11 protein-coding genes are annotated in these 15,593 nt (G+C 61.4%); all 11 read left to right on the top strand.

The features are described from left to right. The first annotated feature begins 147 nt into the window (after nucleotides 1-147). A complete protein-coding gene (gene mtnA / locus L6D80_RS17930; RefSeq protein ID WP_054900470.1) occupies nucleotides 148-1,224 on the top strand; it encodes an S-methyl-5-thioribose-1-phosphate isomerase in 1,077 nt (358 codons plus the stop codon). A gap of 302 nt (nucleotides 1,225-1,526) precedes the next feature. Further along, nucleotides 1,527-4,298: a DNA gyrase subunit A gene (gene gyrA / locus L6D80_RS17925; protein ID WP_176512786.1), complete on the top strand. Its 2,772-nt coding sequence runs from the start codon at nucleotides 1,527-1,529 to the stop codon at nucleotides 4,296-4,298. Nucleotides 4,299-4,456: 158 nt separating this feature from the next. Beyond that, nucleotides 4,457-5,542, top strand: a complete 1,086-nt coding sequence (gene serC / locus L6D80_RS17920) for a 3-phosphoserine/phosphohydroxythreonine transaminase (protein WP_054900601.1) — start codon at nucleotides 4,457-4,459, stop codon at nucleotides 5,540-5,542. Next, a complete protein-coding gene (gene pheA, locus L6D80_RS17915) occupies nucleotides 5,542-6,636 on the top strand; it encodes a prephenate dehydratase (RefSeq protein ID WP_013971453.1) in 1,095 nt (364 codons plus the stop codon). Before serC ends, pheA begins: the two co-directional genes overlap by 1 nt. Before the next feature lie 79 nt (nucleotides 6,637-6,715). After that, a complete protein-coding gene (locus L6D80_RS17910; protein WP_176512785.1) occupies nucleotides 6,716-8,956 on the top strand; it encodes a bifunctional prephenate dehydrogenase/3-phosphoshikimate 1-carboxyvinyltransferase in 2,241 nt (746 codons plus the stop codon). Next, complete coding sequence (gene cmk, locus L6D80_RS17905) at nucleotides 8,953-9,639, top strand: (d)CMP kinase (protein WP_054900467.1); 687 nt, start codon at nucleotides 8,953-8,955, stop codon at nucleotides 9,637-9,639. Before L6D80_RS17910 ends, cmk begins: the two co-directional genes overlap by 4 nt. Before the next feature lie 123 nt (nucleotides 9,640-9,762). After that, the gene (gene rpsA / locus L6D80_RS17900; RefSeq protein WP_008095150.1) at nucleotides 9,763-11,439 is read left to right on the top strand and encodes a 30S ribosomal protein S1; all 1,677 of its coding nucleotides are present in this window, start codon (nucleotides 9,763-9,765) and stop codon (nucleotides 11,437-11,439) included. Between the two features lie 244 nt (nucleotides 11,440-11,683). Continuing rightward, nucleotides 11,684-11,980: an integration host factor subunit beta gene (gene ihfB / locus L6D80_RS17895; protein WP_012313292.1), complete on the top strand. Its 297-nt coding sequence runs from the start codon at nucleotides 11,684-11,686 to the stop codon at nucleotides 11,978-11,980. A 19-nt stretch (nucleotides 11,981-11,999) separates the two neighbouring features. Next, entirely contained in the window at nucleotides 12,000-12,266 is a 267-nt protein-coding gene (locus tag L6D80_RS17890) for a lipopolysaccharide assembly protein LapA domain-containing protein (RefSeq protein WP_054900466.1), read from the top strand. A 98-nt stretch (nucleotides 12,267-12,364) separates the two neighbouring features. After that, the gene (locus tag L6D80_RS17885) at nucleotides 12,365-13,813 is read left to right on the top strand and encodes an MBL fold metallo-hydrolase RNA specificity domain-containing protein (RefSeq protein ID WP_176512784.1); all 1,449 of its coding nucleotides are present in this window, start codon (nucleotides 12,365-12,367) and stop codon (nucleotides 13,811-13,813) included. Nucleotides 13,814-14,136: 323 nt separating this feature from the next. Then, complete coding sequence (locus L6D80_RS17880) at nucleotides 14,137-15,579, top strand: mannose-1-phosphate guanylyltransferase/mannose-6-phosphate isomerase (RefSeq protein WP_054900464.1); 1,443 nt, start codon at nucleotides 14,137-14,139, stop codon at nucleotides 15,577-15,579. The last annotated feature ends 14 nt before the right edge of the window (nucleotides 15,580-15,593 follow it).

The raw sequence follows: 15,593 nt of genomic DNA, 5'->3' as shown, positions 1-15,593 counted from the left end.
AAAAACAGTAAATCGTGCATGCGCCGCGCGTGCTTGCAGCTTGCAACTGGACGCGCGCAGCTTAAAGGGCTGCAGTATACCCGAGCGCCCAAGGCTGATGGTCGCTATAATCGCCGGCTTTTGATATCCGAACGACGGGGAGAGGCGATGCGCGAGCGACTTTTGGCGGCGGAGAAGGTGACCGGCATCCGCTGGCACGACGGCGCCCTGCACCTGCTCGACCAGCGCCTGCTGCCGTCGGAAGAACGCTGGCTGGCCTGCGACAATGTCGCGCAGGTGGCTGCAGCCATCCGCGACATGGCCGTGCGGGGCGCAGCAGCCATCGGCATTGCTGCTGCCTATGGCCTGGTATTGGCCCTCGAGGAGCGCCTGGCCGAGGGGGGCGACTGGGAAATGGACCTGGAAGAAGACTTCCTCAGCCTTGCCGAGGCACGCCCCACCGCCGCCAACCTGTTCTGGGCGCTCAATCGCATGCGTGAGCGCCTGCAGCGCGTGCGGGCGGACGAAAACGTGCTGGCGGTGCTGGAGGCCGAGGCGGTGGCGATCCATGAAAGCGATCGCGAGGCCAACCTGACCATGGCGCAGCACGGTATCGAGCTGATCCGCCGCCACCAGGGCAACGAACAGACGCTGCTGACCTACGGCAATGCCGGGGCTTTGGCCAGTGGCGGCATCGGTACGGCCTTGGGGGTGATCCGGGCAGGGTTCCTCGAAGGGATGGTCGAGCGCGTGTATGCCGGCGAGACCCGCCCTTGGTTACAGGGATCGCGCCTGACTGCCTGGGAGCTGGCCAACGATGGCATACCGGTCACTTTGTGCGCTGACTCGGCGCTGGCTCACCTGATGAAGAGCAAGGGCATCACCTGGGTGGTGGTCGGTGCCGACTGCATCGCTGCCAATGGAGATGTTGCCAGTAAGATCGGCACGTACCAACTGGCCGTCAGTGCCATGCACCACGGTGTGCGCTTCATGGTGGTGGCGCCGAGCACCAGCATCGACCTGAACCTTGCCACCGGGGAAGATATCCCGCTCGAAGAGCGTGACGCCGACGAGTTGCTGGATTACGCCGGCACCCGCGTGGCACCGCAGGTGGAAGTGTTCAACCCGGTGTTCGACGTGACCCCTGCGGACTTGATCGATGTGATAGTGACCGAGCGCGGTATCGTCGAGCGGCCGGACACCGCCAAATTGGCTCAATTGATGTGCCGCAAGCGCTTGCACTAGCAGGCCTGTCCTATCGCCGGCCTAACCCAGTGGGGCCGGTTTGGCGGCGATAGGAGCGAATAAAGCAGCCGCAACGTCCTGGCCCAGCGGCAACCTGCCATATCTCCCCACCGCCACTGCCTTTGTGATAACATCCGGCAGTTTCCAAGACCGCCCATCACGGCGGCCAATTTTGCGCAGATCCATGGCACAACTCATTGATTTGTCGTAAGTCGTCGCACCCCTATGCGCTGCGGCGGCGAGCTTCGTTCGGCCCTTGATGGAGCTGCGAAGTTTCACCAGAAAAAGGAATCAGGCTTCTCATGGGCGAACTGGCCAAAGAAATCCTCCCGGTCAATATCGAAGACGAACTGAGACAGTCTTACCTCGACTACGCGATGAGCGTGATTGTCGGGCGAGCGCTGCCCGATGCGCGTGACGGCTTGAAGCCCGTGCATCGCCGCGTTCTCTATGCGATGAGCGAACTGGGCAACGACTGGAACAAGCCGTACAAGAAATCCGCCCGTGTGGTCGGTGACGTGATCGGTAAGTACCACCCGCACGGCGACACTGCGGTCTACGACACCATCGTGCGTATGGCCCAGCCTTTCTCGCTGCGCTACCTGCTGGTCGACGGCCAGGGCAACTTCGGTTCGGTCGACGGTGACAACGCCGCGGCCATGCGATACACCGAAGTGCGCATGGCCAAGCTGGCCCACGAATTGCTGGCCGACCTGCACAAGGAAACCGTCGACTGGGTGCCCAACTACGACGGCACCGAGCAGATCCCGGCGGTCATGCCGACCCGTATCCCCAACCTGCTGGTAAACGGCTCCAGCGGTATTGCCGTGGGTATGGCGACCAACATCCCGCCACACAACCTCGGTGAAGTCATCGATGGCTGCCTGGCGCTGATCGACAACCCCGATGTCACCGTCGATGAGCTGATGCAGTACATCCCGGGCCCCGACTTCCCGACTGCCGGTATCATCAACGGCCGTCAGGGCATCATCGAGGCCTACCGCACCGGCCGTGGCCGCATCTACATGCGCGCCCGTTCCGAAGTCGAGGATATCGACAAGGTCGGTGGCCGCCAGCAGATCGTGGTTACCGAGCTGCCGTACCAGCTGAACAAGGCGCGGTTGATCGAGAAGATCGCCGAGCTGGTCAAAGAGAAGAAGATCGAAGGCATCACCGAGCTGCGCGACGAGTCCGACAAGGACGGTATGCGCATCGTCATCGAGCTGCGCCGCGGCGAGGTGCCCGAGGTGGTGCTCAACAACCTCTACCAGCAAACCCAGCTGCAGAGCGTGTTCGGCATCAACGTGGTAGCGCTGATCGACGGCCGCCCACGCGTGCTCAACCTCAAGGACCTGCTCGAAGCGTTCGTCCGCCACCGCCGTGAAGTGGTGACGCGCCGTACCGTGTTCGAGCTGCGCAAGGCGCGTGAGCGTGGCCACATCCTTGAAGGGCAGGCGGTTGCGCTGTCCAACATCGACCCGGTCATCGCCCTGATCAAGGCCTCGCCGACGCCGTCCGAAGCCAAGGAAGCATTGATTTCCACTGCCTGGGAATCCAGCGCTGTGCAGGTCATGGTCGAGCGCGCCGGCGCCGACTCCTGCCGCCCGGAGGACCTGCCAGAGCAGTATGGCCTGCGTGAAGGCAAGTACTACCTGTCGCCAGAACAGGCCCAGGCGATCCTCGACCTGCGCCTGCACCGCCTGACCGGCCTGGAGCACGAGAAGCTGCTGGCCGAGTACCAGGAGATTCTGGAGCAGATCGGCGAGCTGATCCGCATCCTCAGCAGTGCCCAGCGCCTGATGGAAGTGATTCGCGAAGAGCTCGAAGCGATCCGTGCCGAATATGGCGATGCGCGCCGCACCGAGATCCTCAATGCCAGCCACGACCTCAACTACGGCGACATGATCCCGGAAGAAGAGCGCGTGGTGACCATCTCCCACGGTGGTTATGCCAAGACTCAGCCGTTGTCCGCCTACCAGGCCCAGCGCCGTGGCGGCAAAGGCAAGTCGGCCACTGGCGTGAAGGACGAGGACTACATCGAGCACCTGCTGGTCGCCAACAGCCACGCCACCCTGTTGCTGTTCTCCAGCAAGGGCAAGGTGTACTGGAAGAAGACCTACGAAATTCCTGAGGCATCCCGCGCCGCGCGTGGCCGCCCGCTGGTCAACCTGCTGCCGCTGGAGGAGGGTGAGCGCATCACCGCCATGCTGCAGATCGACCTCGAGGCGCTGCAGATGAGCGCCGATCCGGATGAAGAGCTGGAAGACGGCGACGAGGGCGTGATCGAAGGTGAAGTGGTAGACGTCGAAGAAGTCGACGAAGAAGACGGCGACACCCCGGAGTGGGTGGCTGAACCGACCGGCGCGTACATCTTCATGGCGACTGCTTCCGGTACCGTCAAGAAAACCCCGCTGGTGCAGTTTGCCCGCCCGCGCTCCAACGGCCTGATCGCGCTGAAGCTGAAAGAAGGCGATACCTTGATTGCTGCGGCCATCACCGACGGTGCCAAGGAAGTCATGATGTTCTCCGACGCCGGCAAGGTGATCCGCTTCGCCGAGAGCGTGGTGCGCGAAATGGGCCGTACCGCCCGTGGTGTGCGCGGCATGAAGCTGGGCAAGGGGCAGCAGATCATCTCGATGCTGATCCCGGAGTCTGGCGCGCAGATCCTTACCGCTTCGGAGCGTGGTTTCGGCAAGCGTACCCCGCTGTCCAAGTTCCCGCGTCGCGGCCGTGGTGGCCAGGGCGTCATCGCCATGGGCACCAAGGGGCGCAATGGCCTGTTGATCGGTGCCATCCAGGTGCAGGAAGGTGAAGAGATCATGCTGATCTCCGACCAGGGCACCTTGGTCCGTACGCGGGTGGGTGAAGTGTCCAGCCTGAGCCGTAACACCCAGGGTGTGACCCTCATCAAGCTGGCCGCTGACGAAACGCTGGTAGGCCTGGAGCGTATCCAGGAGCCCTCCGAGGAAGAACTCGACGAACTGATCGAGACGGATGGGGAGGGTGTCGAGGCCGACGCGCCAGACGCGGCGGATGACGACACTGCGGGCGCCGAAGAGGCACCGCAGGAGTAAGCAAGCGCAACAACCCGAGCGGGGCGACCAAGGTCGCCCCGTTTGACTGATTACAGGCGGCCAACGGGTTGCGAAGCAGCCCCGATACAGCCAGGCCGTCCCCGCGGGGCGGGCCAGCAAGATACGATTTTGTTCTATTTGGCAGAGCGAGAGTGGATGTGAGCAAACGAGCCTTTAACTTCTGCGCAGGCCCTGCCGCGCTTCCTGAAGCTGTTCTGCAGCGGGCCCAGGCCGAAATGCTGGACTGGCGTGGCAAGGGCTTGTCGGTGATGGAAATGAGCCATCGCAGCGACGACTACGTGGCCATCGCCGAGAAGGCTGAGCAGGACTTGCGTGACCTGCTGTCCGTCCCCTCGAACTACAAAATCCTGTTCCTGCAGGGTGGCGCCAGCCAGCAGTTCGCCGAGATCCCGCTGAACTTGCTGCCGGAAAACGGCACTGCCGACTATGTCGAAACCGGTATCTGGTCGAAAAAGGCCATCGAGGAAGCGCGTCGCTTCGGCAACGTCAACGTCGCCGCCAGCGCCAAGCCCTACGACTACCTGGCGATCCCTGGCCAGAACGACTGGAACCTGACCAAGAACGCAGCCTACGTTCACTATGCGTCCAACGAGACCATTGGTGGCTTGCAGTTCGACTGGGTACCTGAAACCGGCGAGGTCCCGTTGGTGGTCGACATGTCGTCCGACATTCTCTCGCGCCCGATCGACGTGTCGCAATTCGGCCTGATCTACGCTGGCGCACAGAAAAACATCGGCCCGAGCGGCCTGGTGGTGGTGATCGTTCGTGAAGACCTGCTGGGCCATGCCCGCAGCAGCTGTCCGACCATGCTCGACTACAAGGTGTCGGCGGACAACGGGTCCATGTACAACACCCCGGCGACCTATTCCTGGTACCTCTCGGGCCTGGTCTTCGAGTGGCTCAAGGAGCAGGGTGGTGTCGACGCCATGGAGCAGCGCAACCGCGCCAAGAAAGACCGTTTGTACGGTTTCATCGACAGCAGCGCGTTCTACACCAACCCGATCAGCCATAACGCCCGTTCGTGGATGAACGTGCCGTTCCGTCTGGCTGACGAGCGTCTGGACAAAGCGTTTCTGGCCGGTGCCGACGCCCGCGGCCTGCTCAACCTCAAGGGACACCGTTCGGTAGGCGGTATGCGCGCCTCGATCTACAACGCCCTGGGCCTGGACGCCGTTGAAGCCCTGGTGGCCTACATGGCCGAATTCGAGAAGGAGCACGGCTGATGTCCGAACACGAGCTCAAGGCGCTGCGCGTTCGCATCGACAGCCTCGACGAGAAGATCCTCGAGCTGATCAGCGAGCGTGCCCGTTGCGCCCAGGAAGTGGCCAAGGTCAAGACCGCCTCGCTGGCCGAGGGCGAAAAGCCGGTCTTCTACCGCCCTGAACGCGAAGCGGCAGTGCTCAAGCGTGTCATGGAGCGCAACAAGGGGCCGCTGGACAATGAAGAGATGGCGCGGTTGTTCCGTGAAATCATGTCGTCCTGCCTGGCGTTGGAAGAGCCGCTGAAAATCGCCTACCTGGGCCCGGAAGGTACCTTCACCCAGGCGGCGGCGATGAAGCATTTTGGCCATGCGGTGATCAGCCGGCCGATGGCAGCCATCGACGAAGTGTTCCGCGAGGTGGCGGCCGGCGCTGTCAACTTCGGCGTGGTGCCGGTGGAAAACTCCACCGAGGGTGCCGTCAGCCACACCCTGGACAGCTTCCTCGAGCACGACATGGTCATTTGTGGCGAAGTCGAGCTGCGTATTCACCACCACCTGCTGGTGGGGGAAAACACCAAGACCGACAGCATCACCCGCATATACTCCCATGCTCAATCGCTGGCCCAGTGCCGCAAATGGCTGGATGCGCACTACCCGAACGTCGAGCGCGTGGCGGTGTCGAGCAATGCCGAGGCGGCCAAGCGGGTCAAGGGTGAGTGGAACTCGGCCGCGATCGCCGGCGACATGGCGGCCAACCTCTATGGCTTGACCCGTCTGGCCGAGAAGATCGAGGACCGCCCCGACAACTCCACGCGCTTCCTGATGATCGGCAACCAGGAAGTACCGCCGACCGGCGACGACAAGACCTCGATCATCGTGTCGATGAGCAACAAGCCCGGTGCCTTGCATGAGCTGCTGGTGCCCTTCCACCAGAACGGCATCGACCTGACCCGCATCGAGACTCGTCCGTCGCGCAGCGGCAAGTGGACCTACGTGTTCTTCATCGACTTCGTTGGCCACCACCGCGACCCGCTGATCAAGGCGGTGCTGGAGCAGATCAGCCAGGAGGCTGTGGCGCTGAAGGTGCTGGGCTCTTATCCAAAGGCGGTGCTTTGAATGCGTTCGCCGGTGGCCGCTGCAACGCAGCCCCGGCGGCCGTACACACTGTCCTGATTTCTGAACAGGGTTCGCACTCGTGGTAAATGCAGTAACAACCAACCCCGCACCGCTTATCAATCGCCTGGTCGTCGTAGGTCTGGGTCTGATCGGCGGCTCCTTTGCCAAGGGGCTGCGTGAAAGCGGCCTGTGCCGCGAAGTGGTCGGCGTCGACCTTGACGCTCCGTCGCGCAAGCAGGCCGTGGCCCTGGGTGTGGTCGATCGCTGCGAAGAAGACCTTGCCGCAGCCTGTGTGGGCGCCGATGTCATTCAACTGGCTGTGCCGATCCTGGCCATGGAAAAACTCCTGGCGCGGCTCGCTCAGCTGGAGCTGGGCGACGCTGTCATCACCGACGTTGGCAGTGCCAAGGGCAATGTGGTGCGCGCCGCGCGTGCGGTCTTGGGCGAGCGCCTGGCGCGCTTCGTGCCCGGGCACCCGATCGCCGGTTCCGAGCAGAGTGGGGTGGAAGCCTCCAACGCCGCTTTGTTCCGCCGCCACAAAGTCATCCTCACGCCATTGGCAGAAACCGATCCGGCCGCCCTGGCGCTGGTCGATCGCTTGTGGCGTGCGCTGGATGCCGATGTCGAGCACATGTCGGTGGAGCGTCACGACGAAGTGCTGGCCGCCACCAGTCATCTGCCGCACCTGTTGGCCTTTGGCCTGGTCGATTCGCTGGCCAAGCGCAATGAAAACCTCGAGATCTTCCGGTACGCTGCAGGTGGTTTCCGCGATTTCACCAGAATCGCCGGCAGCGATCCGACCATGTGGCACGACATCTTCCTCGCCAACCGCGAGGCTGTCCTGCGCACGCTGGACACATTTCGCAGCGATCTCGACGCCTTGCGCGACGCGGTCGATGCTGGGGACGGGCACCAGCTGCTGGGCGTATTCACCCGCGCACGCGTTGCCCGCGAGCATTTCAGTAAAATCCTGGCCCGCCGGGCCTATGTGGACGCTATGAACGCCAACGATCTGATTTTCCTGGCCCAACCGGGTGGCCGCCTGACCGGGCGAATCCGCGTACCGGGCGACAAGTCCATTTCCCATCGTTCGATCATGCTTGGCTCGCTGGCCGAAGGCACGACCGAAGTCGAAGGCTTCCTCGAGGGTGAGGACGCCCTGGCGACCCTGCAGGCATTCCGTGACATGGGTGTGGTCATCGAGGGCCCGAACCACGGCCGCGTGACCATCCACGGCGTAGGCCTGCACGGCCTCAAGCCGCCACCCGGTCCGATCTACGTCGGTAACTCGGGGACTTCCATGCGCCTGCTGTCGGGCCTGCTGGCCGGCCAGTCGTTCGACGTCACCATGACCGGTGATGCCTCGCTGTCCAAGCGCCCGATGAACCGTGTGGCCAACCCGCTGCGCGAAATGGGCGCGGTGGTCGAGACCGGCCCTGAGGGCCGTCCGCCACTGACCATCCGTGGCGGCCATAAGCTCAAGGCGCTGACCTACACGCTGCCGATGGCCAGCGCCCAGGTCAAATCCTGTCTGCTGCTGGCAGGCCTGTATGCCGAAGGCAAGACCACCGTAACCGAGCCTGCACCGACCCGCGACCACACCGAGCGCATGCTGCGTGGTTTCGGCTACTCGGTCGAGTCGAACGGCCCGGTGGCTTCGCTGCAGTCCGGCGGCAAGCTCACGGCTACCCGTATCGAAGTGCCGGCAGACATTTCTTCCGCGGCGTTCTTCCTGGTTGCCGCGTCCATCGCCGAAGGCTCCGAGTTGGTACTCGAACATGTCGGCATCAACCCGACCCGCACCGGCGTCATCGACATCCTGCGCCTGATGGGCGGCGATATCACCCTGGAGAACCAGCGTGAAGTTGGCGGTGAGCCGGTGGCGGACCTGCGCGTGCGCGGCGCCAAGCTCAAGGGTATCGACATTCCCGAGCACCTGGTGCCGCTGGCCATTGACGAATTCCCGGTACTGTTCGTCGCCGCCGCCTGTGCCGAAGGGCGCACCGTGCTGCGTGGCGCCGAAGAGTTGCGGGTGAAGGAATCGGACCGTATCCAGGTCATGGCCGACGGGCTGATTACCTTGGGCGTGAAGTGCGAACCGACCCCGGACGGCATCATCATCGACGGCGGCCAGATCGGCGGCGGCGAAGTGCATGGTCACGGTGACCACCGTATTGCCATGGCTTTCAGTGTCGCCTCGCTGCGTGCCAGCGCGCCGATCCGCATCCATGATTGCGCCAACGTCGCCACGTCCTTCCCCAACTTCCTCAAGCTGTGCGCCGAAGTCGGCATCCGCGTTGCTGAAGAGGGCAAGTCGTGAACGCGCAGGCGCCTGTCATCACCATCGATGGCCCAAGCGGCTCGGGCAAGGGCACCGTTGCTGGCCTGCTCGCGCGTGAGCTGGGCTGGCGGCTGCTGGACTCTGGTGCGCTGTACCGGCTGCTGGCGTTCAACGCCACCAACCATGGCGTCGACCTGACCAACGAAGAACTGCTCAAGGCCCTGGCCGCCCATCTGGATGTGCAGTTCATCGCCGCCGAGCCGGGTAAGCTGCAGCAGATCATTCTCGAGGGTGAGGATGTCAGTAATGTCATCCGCACCGAGACCGTCGGTGCTGGTGCGTCGATGGTTGCATCGCTGCCTGCGGTGCGCGAAGCGCTGCTGCAGCGCCAGCGTGCCTTTCGCGAGGCGCCGGGCCTGATTGCCGACGGCCGCGACATGGGCACCGTTGTCTTCCCGGACGCGCCGCTCAAGGTATTCCTCACCGCCAGTGCCGAGGAGCGTGCCCGCCGCCGCTACCTGCAGTTGAAGGGCAAGGGCGAAGATGTTAGTCTGTCGAGTCTGCTAGATGAGATACGTGCGCGCGATGAGCGCGACACCCAGCGCGCAGTGGCCCCGCTCAAGCCGGCGGCCGATGCCATTCAGCTGGACTCTACCGAGTTGTCCATCGAGCAGGTGCTGCAACGTATCAGGAGCGAGCTCGCCCAGCGCGACTTGCTCTGATCGCCAGGAAAGCATGCAGGGGCACCAGTCAACGTCCTGCAGGCTTTCCTTTACTTAACGAAACCCACATTGTCTGGAATGTGGCGATGGGCGTATGTTTCGCCCGAATCTACAGGAATTAAAATGAGCGAAAGCTTTGCAGAACTCTTTGAAGAAAGCCTGAAAACCCTCAATCTTCAGCCGGGCGCGATCATCTCCGGTATCGTTGTCGACATCGACGGCGACTGGGTTACCGTACACGCTGGTCTGAAATCCGAGGGCGTCATCCCGCTCGAGCAGTTCTACAACGAAGCTGGCGAGCTGACCATCAAGGTCGGTGACGAAGTTCACGTTGCGCTGGACGCGGTCGAAGACGGCTTTGGCGAAACCAAACTGTCCCGTGAAAAAGCCAAGCGCGCCGAGTGCTGGATTGTTCTGGAAGCAGCTTTCGCCGCCGAAGAAGTGGTCAAGGGCGTTATCAACGGTAAGGTTAAGGGCGGCTTCACTGTCGACGTTAACGGCATCCGTGCGTTCCTGCCGGGCTCCCTGGTTGATGTCCGCCCAGTGCGCGACACCACCCACCTGGAAGGCAAAGAGCTGGAATTCAAGGTCATCAAGCTGGACCAGAAGCGCAACAACGTTGTCGTTTCCCGTCGCAGCGTGCTGGAAGCCGAGAACAGCGCCGAGCGCGAAGCCCTGCTGGAAACCCTGCAGGAAGGCCAACAGGTCAAAGGTATCGTCAAGAACCTCACCGACTACGGCGCCTTCGTGGACCTGGGCGGCATCGACGGCCTGCTGCACATCACCGACATGGCCTGGAAGCGTATCAAGCACCCTTCCGAAATCGTTAACGTTGGCGACGAAGTCGACGTACGCGTTCTGAAGTTCGACCGTGAGCGCAACCGCGTTTCGCTGGGTCTGAAGCAGATGGGCGAAGATCCGTGGGTTGCTATCACTTCGCGCTACCCAGAAGGTACTCGCGTACAGGCTCGCGTTACCAACCTGACCGACTACGGCTGCTTCGCTGAGCTGGAAGAAGGCGTTGAAGGTCTGGTACACGTTTCCGAAATGGACTGGACCAACAAGAACATCCACCCGTCGAAAGTCGTTCAGGTTGGCGACGAAGTGGAAGTCATGGTTCTGGACATCGACGAAGAGCGTCGTCGTATCTCCCTGGGCATCAAGCAGTGCAAGTCCAACCCATGGGAAGACTTCTCCGGCCAGTTCAACAAGGGTGACAAGATCACCGGTACCATCAAGTCGATCACCGACTTCGGTATCTTCATTGGTCTGGACGGCGGCATCGACGGCCTGGTTCACCTGTCCGACATCTCCTGGAACGAAACTGGCGAAGAAGCCGTGCGTCGTTTCAAGAAGGGCGACGAGCTGGAAACCGTCATCCTGTCGGTTGACCCAGAGCGCGAGCGCATCTCCCTGGGCATCAAGCAGCTGGAAGACGATCCGTTCTCCAACTTCGTTGCTGTCAACGACAAGGGCGCTATCGTCAAGGGCATCGTGAAAGAAGTTGACGCCAAAGGCGCCATCGTCACCCTGGCCGACGACATCGAAGCTACTCTGAAGGCTTCCGAAATCAGCCGTGACCGCGTTGAAGACGCGCGTAACGTTCTGAAGGAAGGCGAAGAGATCGAAGCCAAGATCATCAGCGTTGACCGCAAGTCCCGCGTTATCAGCCTGTCGATCAAGTCGAAAGACGACGCTGAAGAGCGCGAAGCCATCCAGAGCCTGAAAAACGCTCCGGAAGCGGCTGCCGACACCACCATGGCTGCGCTGCTGCGCGAAGCTATGGCCAAGCAGAACTAAGTTCTGTTTGATCGGTAAAAGGGGTGGCCTTCGGGTCACCCTTTTTTTATGCCCTTATTTTCCCTTCCGCGCCTTGGGCCCTCGGCTCGTTGGCGAGGGGCTGCAGCGCAGCCATGCGCTTATTTCCTTACGTTCCCTTCTTGAATTTTTTTATTAAGTCAAGAACCGCCCTGTTCAAATCTCTCCCAGCGTGCTACAAACTGATTAAGCAATGATCTAGCTGCTTGATAACGAAGGGAAAAATATGACGAAGTCGGAGCTGATCGAACGTATTGTCACCCATCAAGGGCTGCTCTCATCCAAGGATGTAGAGTTGGCCATCAAGACCATGCTTGAACAGATGTCCCAATGCCTGGCCACCGGCGATCGTATCGAGATTCGCGGTTTTGGCAGCTTTTCCTTGCATTATCGCGCCCCGCGGGTAGGTCGCAACCCCAAGACCGGCCAGTCGGTAGAGCTTGAAGGCAAGTTCGTGCCGCATTTCAAGCCAGGCAAAGAGCTGCGTGATCGTGTCAATGAAGAAGAGCACGAGCACCCCTGAGTGATGAAGGAGCAGTCTCATGCGTAACCTCAAGCGCGCCTTGGCGGCGCTGTTTGTGCTGCTGCTGGCGGCAGTGGTGTTGTTTTTCGTGCTGGAGAACCAACAGGCGGTAGCGCTGGTGTTGTTCGGTTGGTCGGCGCCGGCCTTGCCGGTGGCGGTGCCTGTGCTGGCAGCCTTGGTAATCGGTTTGGCGATAGGGCCGCTGTTGGGCGCTTATGGCGTGCAGCGTAGCAAGCGCAAGATTCGTGCTTCGGCGCGGCAGGCTGCATTGAGCGGCAATAGCTGAAAGTTCTTACGCGGCTATGGGAAAAATTACCTTTCCACGCTCCCGTTGAAATGAAGTAATACGCACTTCATTTTCGGCCTTGGCGAGCGTGCAGCAGTATGGAATTTCCCGCCCTTTCTCATCATGGTGGTACCCGGGGCGTAACCGGTTCCTGCCACCAGCTGCACCTCGATGGCACCACCAGCTTGCTGGTCGACTGTGGTCTGGAACAGGGTGCTGACGCTGCGCCTGGTGCCGAATTTGCTCCTATCGGCTTCGATATCAGTGGCATTCAAGCGCTGGTTGTCACTCACGTTCATCTTGATCACGTCGGTCGCATCCCTGCATTGCTGGCTGCCGGCTATCGCGGCCCAATTCTTTGCAGCGAGCCATCGGCCAAGCTCTTGCCGCTTGTATTGGAAGATGCCTACAAGCTACGGGTTAGCGCTGATCAGGTCCAGGTCGAGCGCTATCTGGCGTTGTTGCAACGGCTCGTTGTAGCGCTGCCCTTCGAGCAGTGGCATGACGTGGTTGAAAGTAAAGGGGTGAGCTGTTCAGTTCGCCTGCAGCGTGCAGGGCATTTGTTGGGCTCGGCCTATGTAGAGTGTGATGTGCGCTATCCCGGCACGGAGCCCACTGCTCGTGTGGTGTTCTCCGGTGATCTGGGCGCACCTTGCAACCCGCTGCTGCGTGCGCTCCAGCCCCCGGAACGGGCTGACATTCTGGTGCTCGAGAGTACCTACGGCGACCGGCTGCATGCCGAGCGCAGCAGTCGCCTGCAGCGCCTGGAGGCCGCTATCGATCGGGCGCTGGCCGATAGCGGCACCCTGCTCATACCCGCTTTCAGCCTGGGGCGCACCCAGGAGTTACTGTACGAAATCGAAGATATCCTGCATCGCAAGTGCCTGTTGAGTGAGGGCAAAGTGGCAGGGCAGGGTGATCCGTTGCTCACCCTGGATTGGTCCCGTTTGCCGGTCATCCTCGACTCGCCCCTGGCTCAGCGCATTACCCAGGCATATACGCAACTCCATGAATACTGGAACCGCGACGCCAGGCAGCGACTGGGCCAGGGCAGGGAGCCGCTCGGCTTTGGTCAGCTAGTCAGCGTGGACACCCACGCCAAACATCAGCAAGTGGTCAACTACCTCAAAAGCACTGGCCGGCCAGCGATCGTCATAGCCGGTAACGGCATGTGCTCGGGCGGCCGAATCGTCAATTACCTCAAGGCAATGCTGGGTGATCCCCGGCACGAAGTGCTGTTTGTCGGCTACCAGGCCAAGGGCACGCCCGGTGCCATTCTTCAGGCCAGCGAAGGTGCAGCAGGCTTCGTGCAGATCGACCTGGATGGGGAGATGTATGGCATCCGGGCGAAGGTCATGACCTTGAGCGGATATTCGGGACATGCCGATCAGGCCGGGCTGGTTGAATATGCCGCAGGCATACCGCAAGCCCCGACAAAGATTGTTTTGGTGCACGGGGAAAGTCGCGCGAAAACTGCATTGGCAAATGCCTTGAAACGTCGGTTTTCAGCACTTGGGGAGTGTCCGGATATTCTTGTTGCAAAATAAAACGGTCGTTCACAGAACATTGACGCGCTTTGTTGTCTCATGCGCGCCATGAGGTGTTTCATGGCGTTTACAGGTGCTGGCATTTTGCTGCAACTCAGCGCTGTATGCGGCGTAGCCTGTGCCTGGCGGGCAAGCCTCCAAGAAAAAACTCTGGTATTCTACAGGCCGATGCTTGCGTCTTGAGCCTATGGATGGCCAGGGATTAAACACGCTGGGCGCGTACATTTTAGCGCCGTCGCGGCCCATCGCGATGGCGGTCAGAAATAAGACACATGCAGGTTCCCTGAGGTTGACAACTTCAAGTGGCCGTTAAGGACTCGAATATGGAATTGATCCCGGTAATCCTATCCGGTGGCGTTGGCAGCCGTCTGTGGCCAGTATCCCGTGAGGCTCATCCCAAGCCCTTCATGACCTTGCCGGACGGGCAGAATCTTATCCAGAAGACATTCCTGCGCGCTGCCCGGCTGGAAGGTGTGGTCGAAGTACTGACCGTTACCAACCGTGAACTCTTGTTCAAGACGGAAGACGAGTACCGCACGATCAATACCAATGGCCACGCCCAGGGCTATATTCTTGAACCCTTCGGCCGTAACACAGCGGCTGCGGTAGCCGCTGCAGCCCTGCAACTGCACCAGACCCATGGCCCGCAGGCCCACATGCTGGTGTTGGCTGCCGACCACCTGATCCAGAACGAAGCAGCCTTCTCCGAGGCGGTCACCAAGGCCATGCACCTGGCTTCGCAAGGTTGGCTGGTAACCTTCGGGATCAAGCCACAGTACCCTGAAACGGGCTTCGGCTACATCGAGGCCGCCACCGGCGGTGTGCTCGAGGGCGGCCTTAAAGTCGAGCGTTTCGTCGAAAAGCCCGACCTGAAAACCGCAGAGTCCTACGTGGCAGCCGGCAACTACTTCTGGAACGCGGGGATGTTCTGCTTCCAGGTCGGCGCCGTTATCGAAGAGTTCAAGGCGCACGCGCCGGATGTGCTCGAGGCCGTTGCACATACCCTGGAAGCTTCCCGTCGCTCCACCTCCGCCGGCTACAGCTGCCTGGCCCTGGATGCCGACAGCTTCGCCAAGGTGCCGGACATCTCGATCGACTACGCCCTCATGGAGCGTTCGCGCAAGGTCGCAACCATCCCGTGTGACATCGGTTGGAGCGACATCGGCTCGTGGAATGCGGTCAGCGAACTGACCCCGCCGGACGAGCAGGGCAACCGCTTCGAGGGCGAAGTGATGGCCTATGGGGCGAGCAACAACTATGTCAGCACCGAAGACCGTCTTGCGGCGCTGGTCGGTGTGCAAGACCTGCTGGTGGTCGACACCCCGGATGCACTGCTGATTGCCCACAAGGACCACGCGCAGGACGTGAAACACATCGTCAAGCGCCTGAAGAGTGACGGCCACGCCGCACACTTGCTCCACCAGACGGTGCACCGCCCATGGGGTACCTACACCACGCTGGAAGACGGCGAGCGCTTCAAGATCAAGCGCATCGTGGTCAAGCCCAAGGCGTCGTTGTCGCTGCAGATGCACCATCACCGCAGCGAACACTGGATCGTGGTCAGCGGCATGGCCGTGGTGGTCAATGATGACCAGGAGCTGATGCTCAACACCAACGAATCCACCTTCATTCGTGCCGGCCACAAGCATCGTTTGCAAAATCCAGGTGTCATAGACCTGGTCCTGATCGAAGTGCAGAGCGGCGACTACCTCGGCGAAGACGACATCGTGCGGTTCGAGGACAAGTACGGTCGCTGCGACGCCTGATCCTGGCCTTCCTG

The organism is Pseudomonas ceruminis, from assembly GCF_021602025.1.
Taxonomy (GTDB): Bacteria; Pseudomonadota; Gammaproteobacteria; order Pseudomonadales; family Pseudomonadaceae; genus Aquipseudomonas; species Aquipseudomonas ceruminis.
This window is presented reverse-complemented; position numbering and strand designations above follow the sequence as displayed.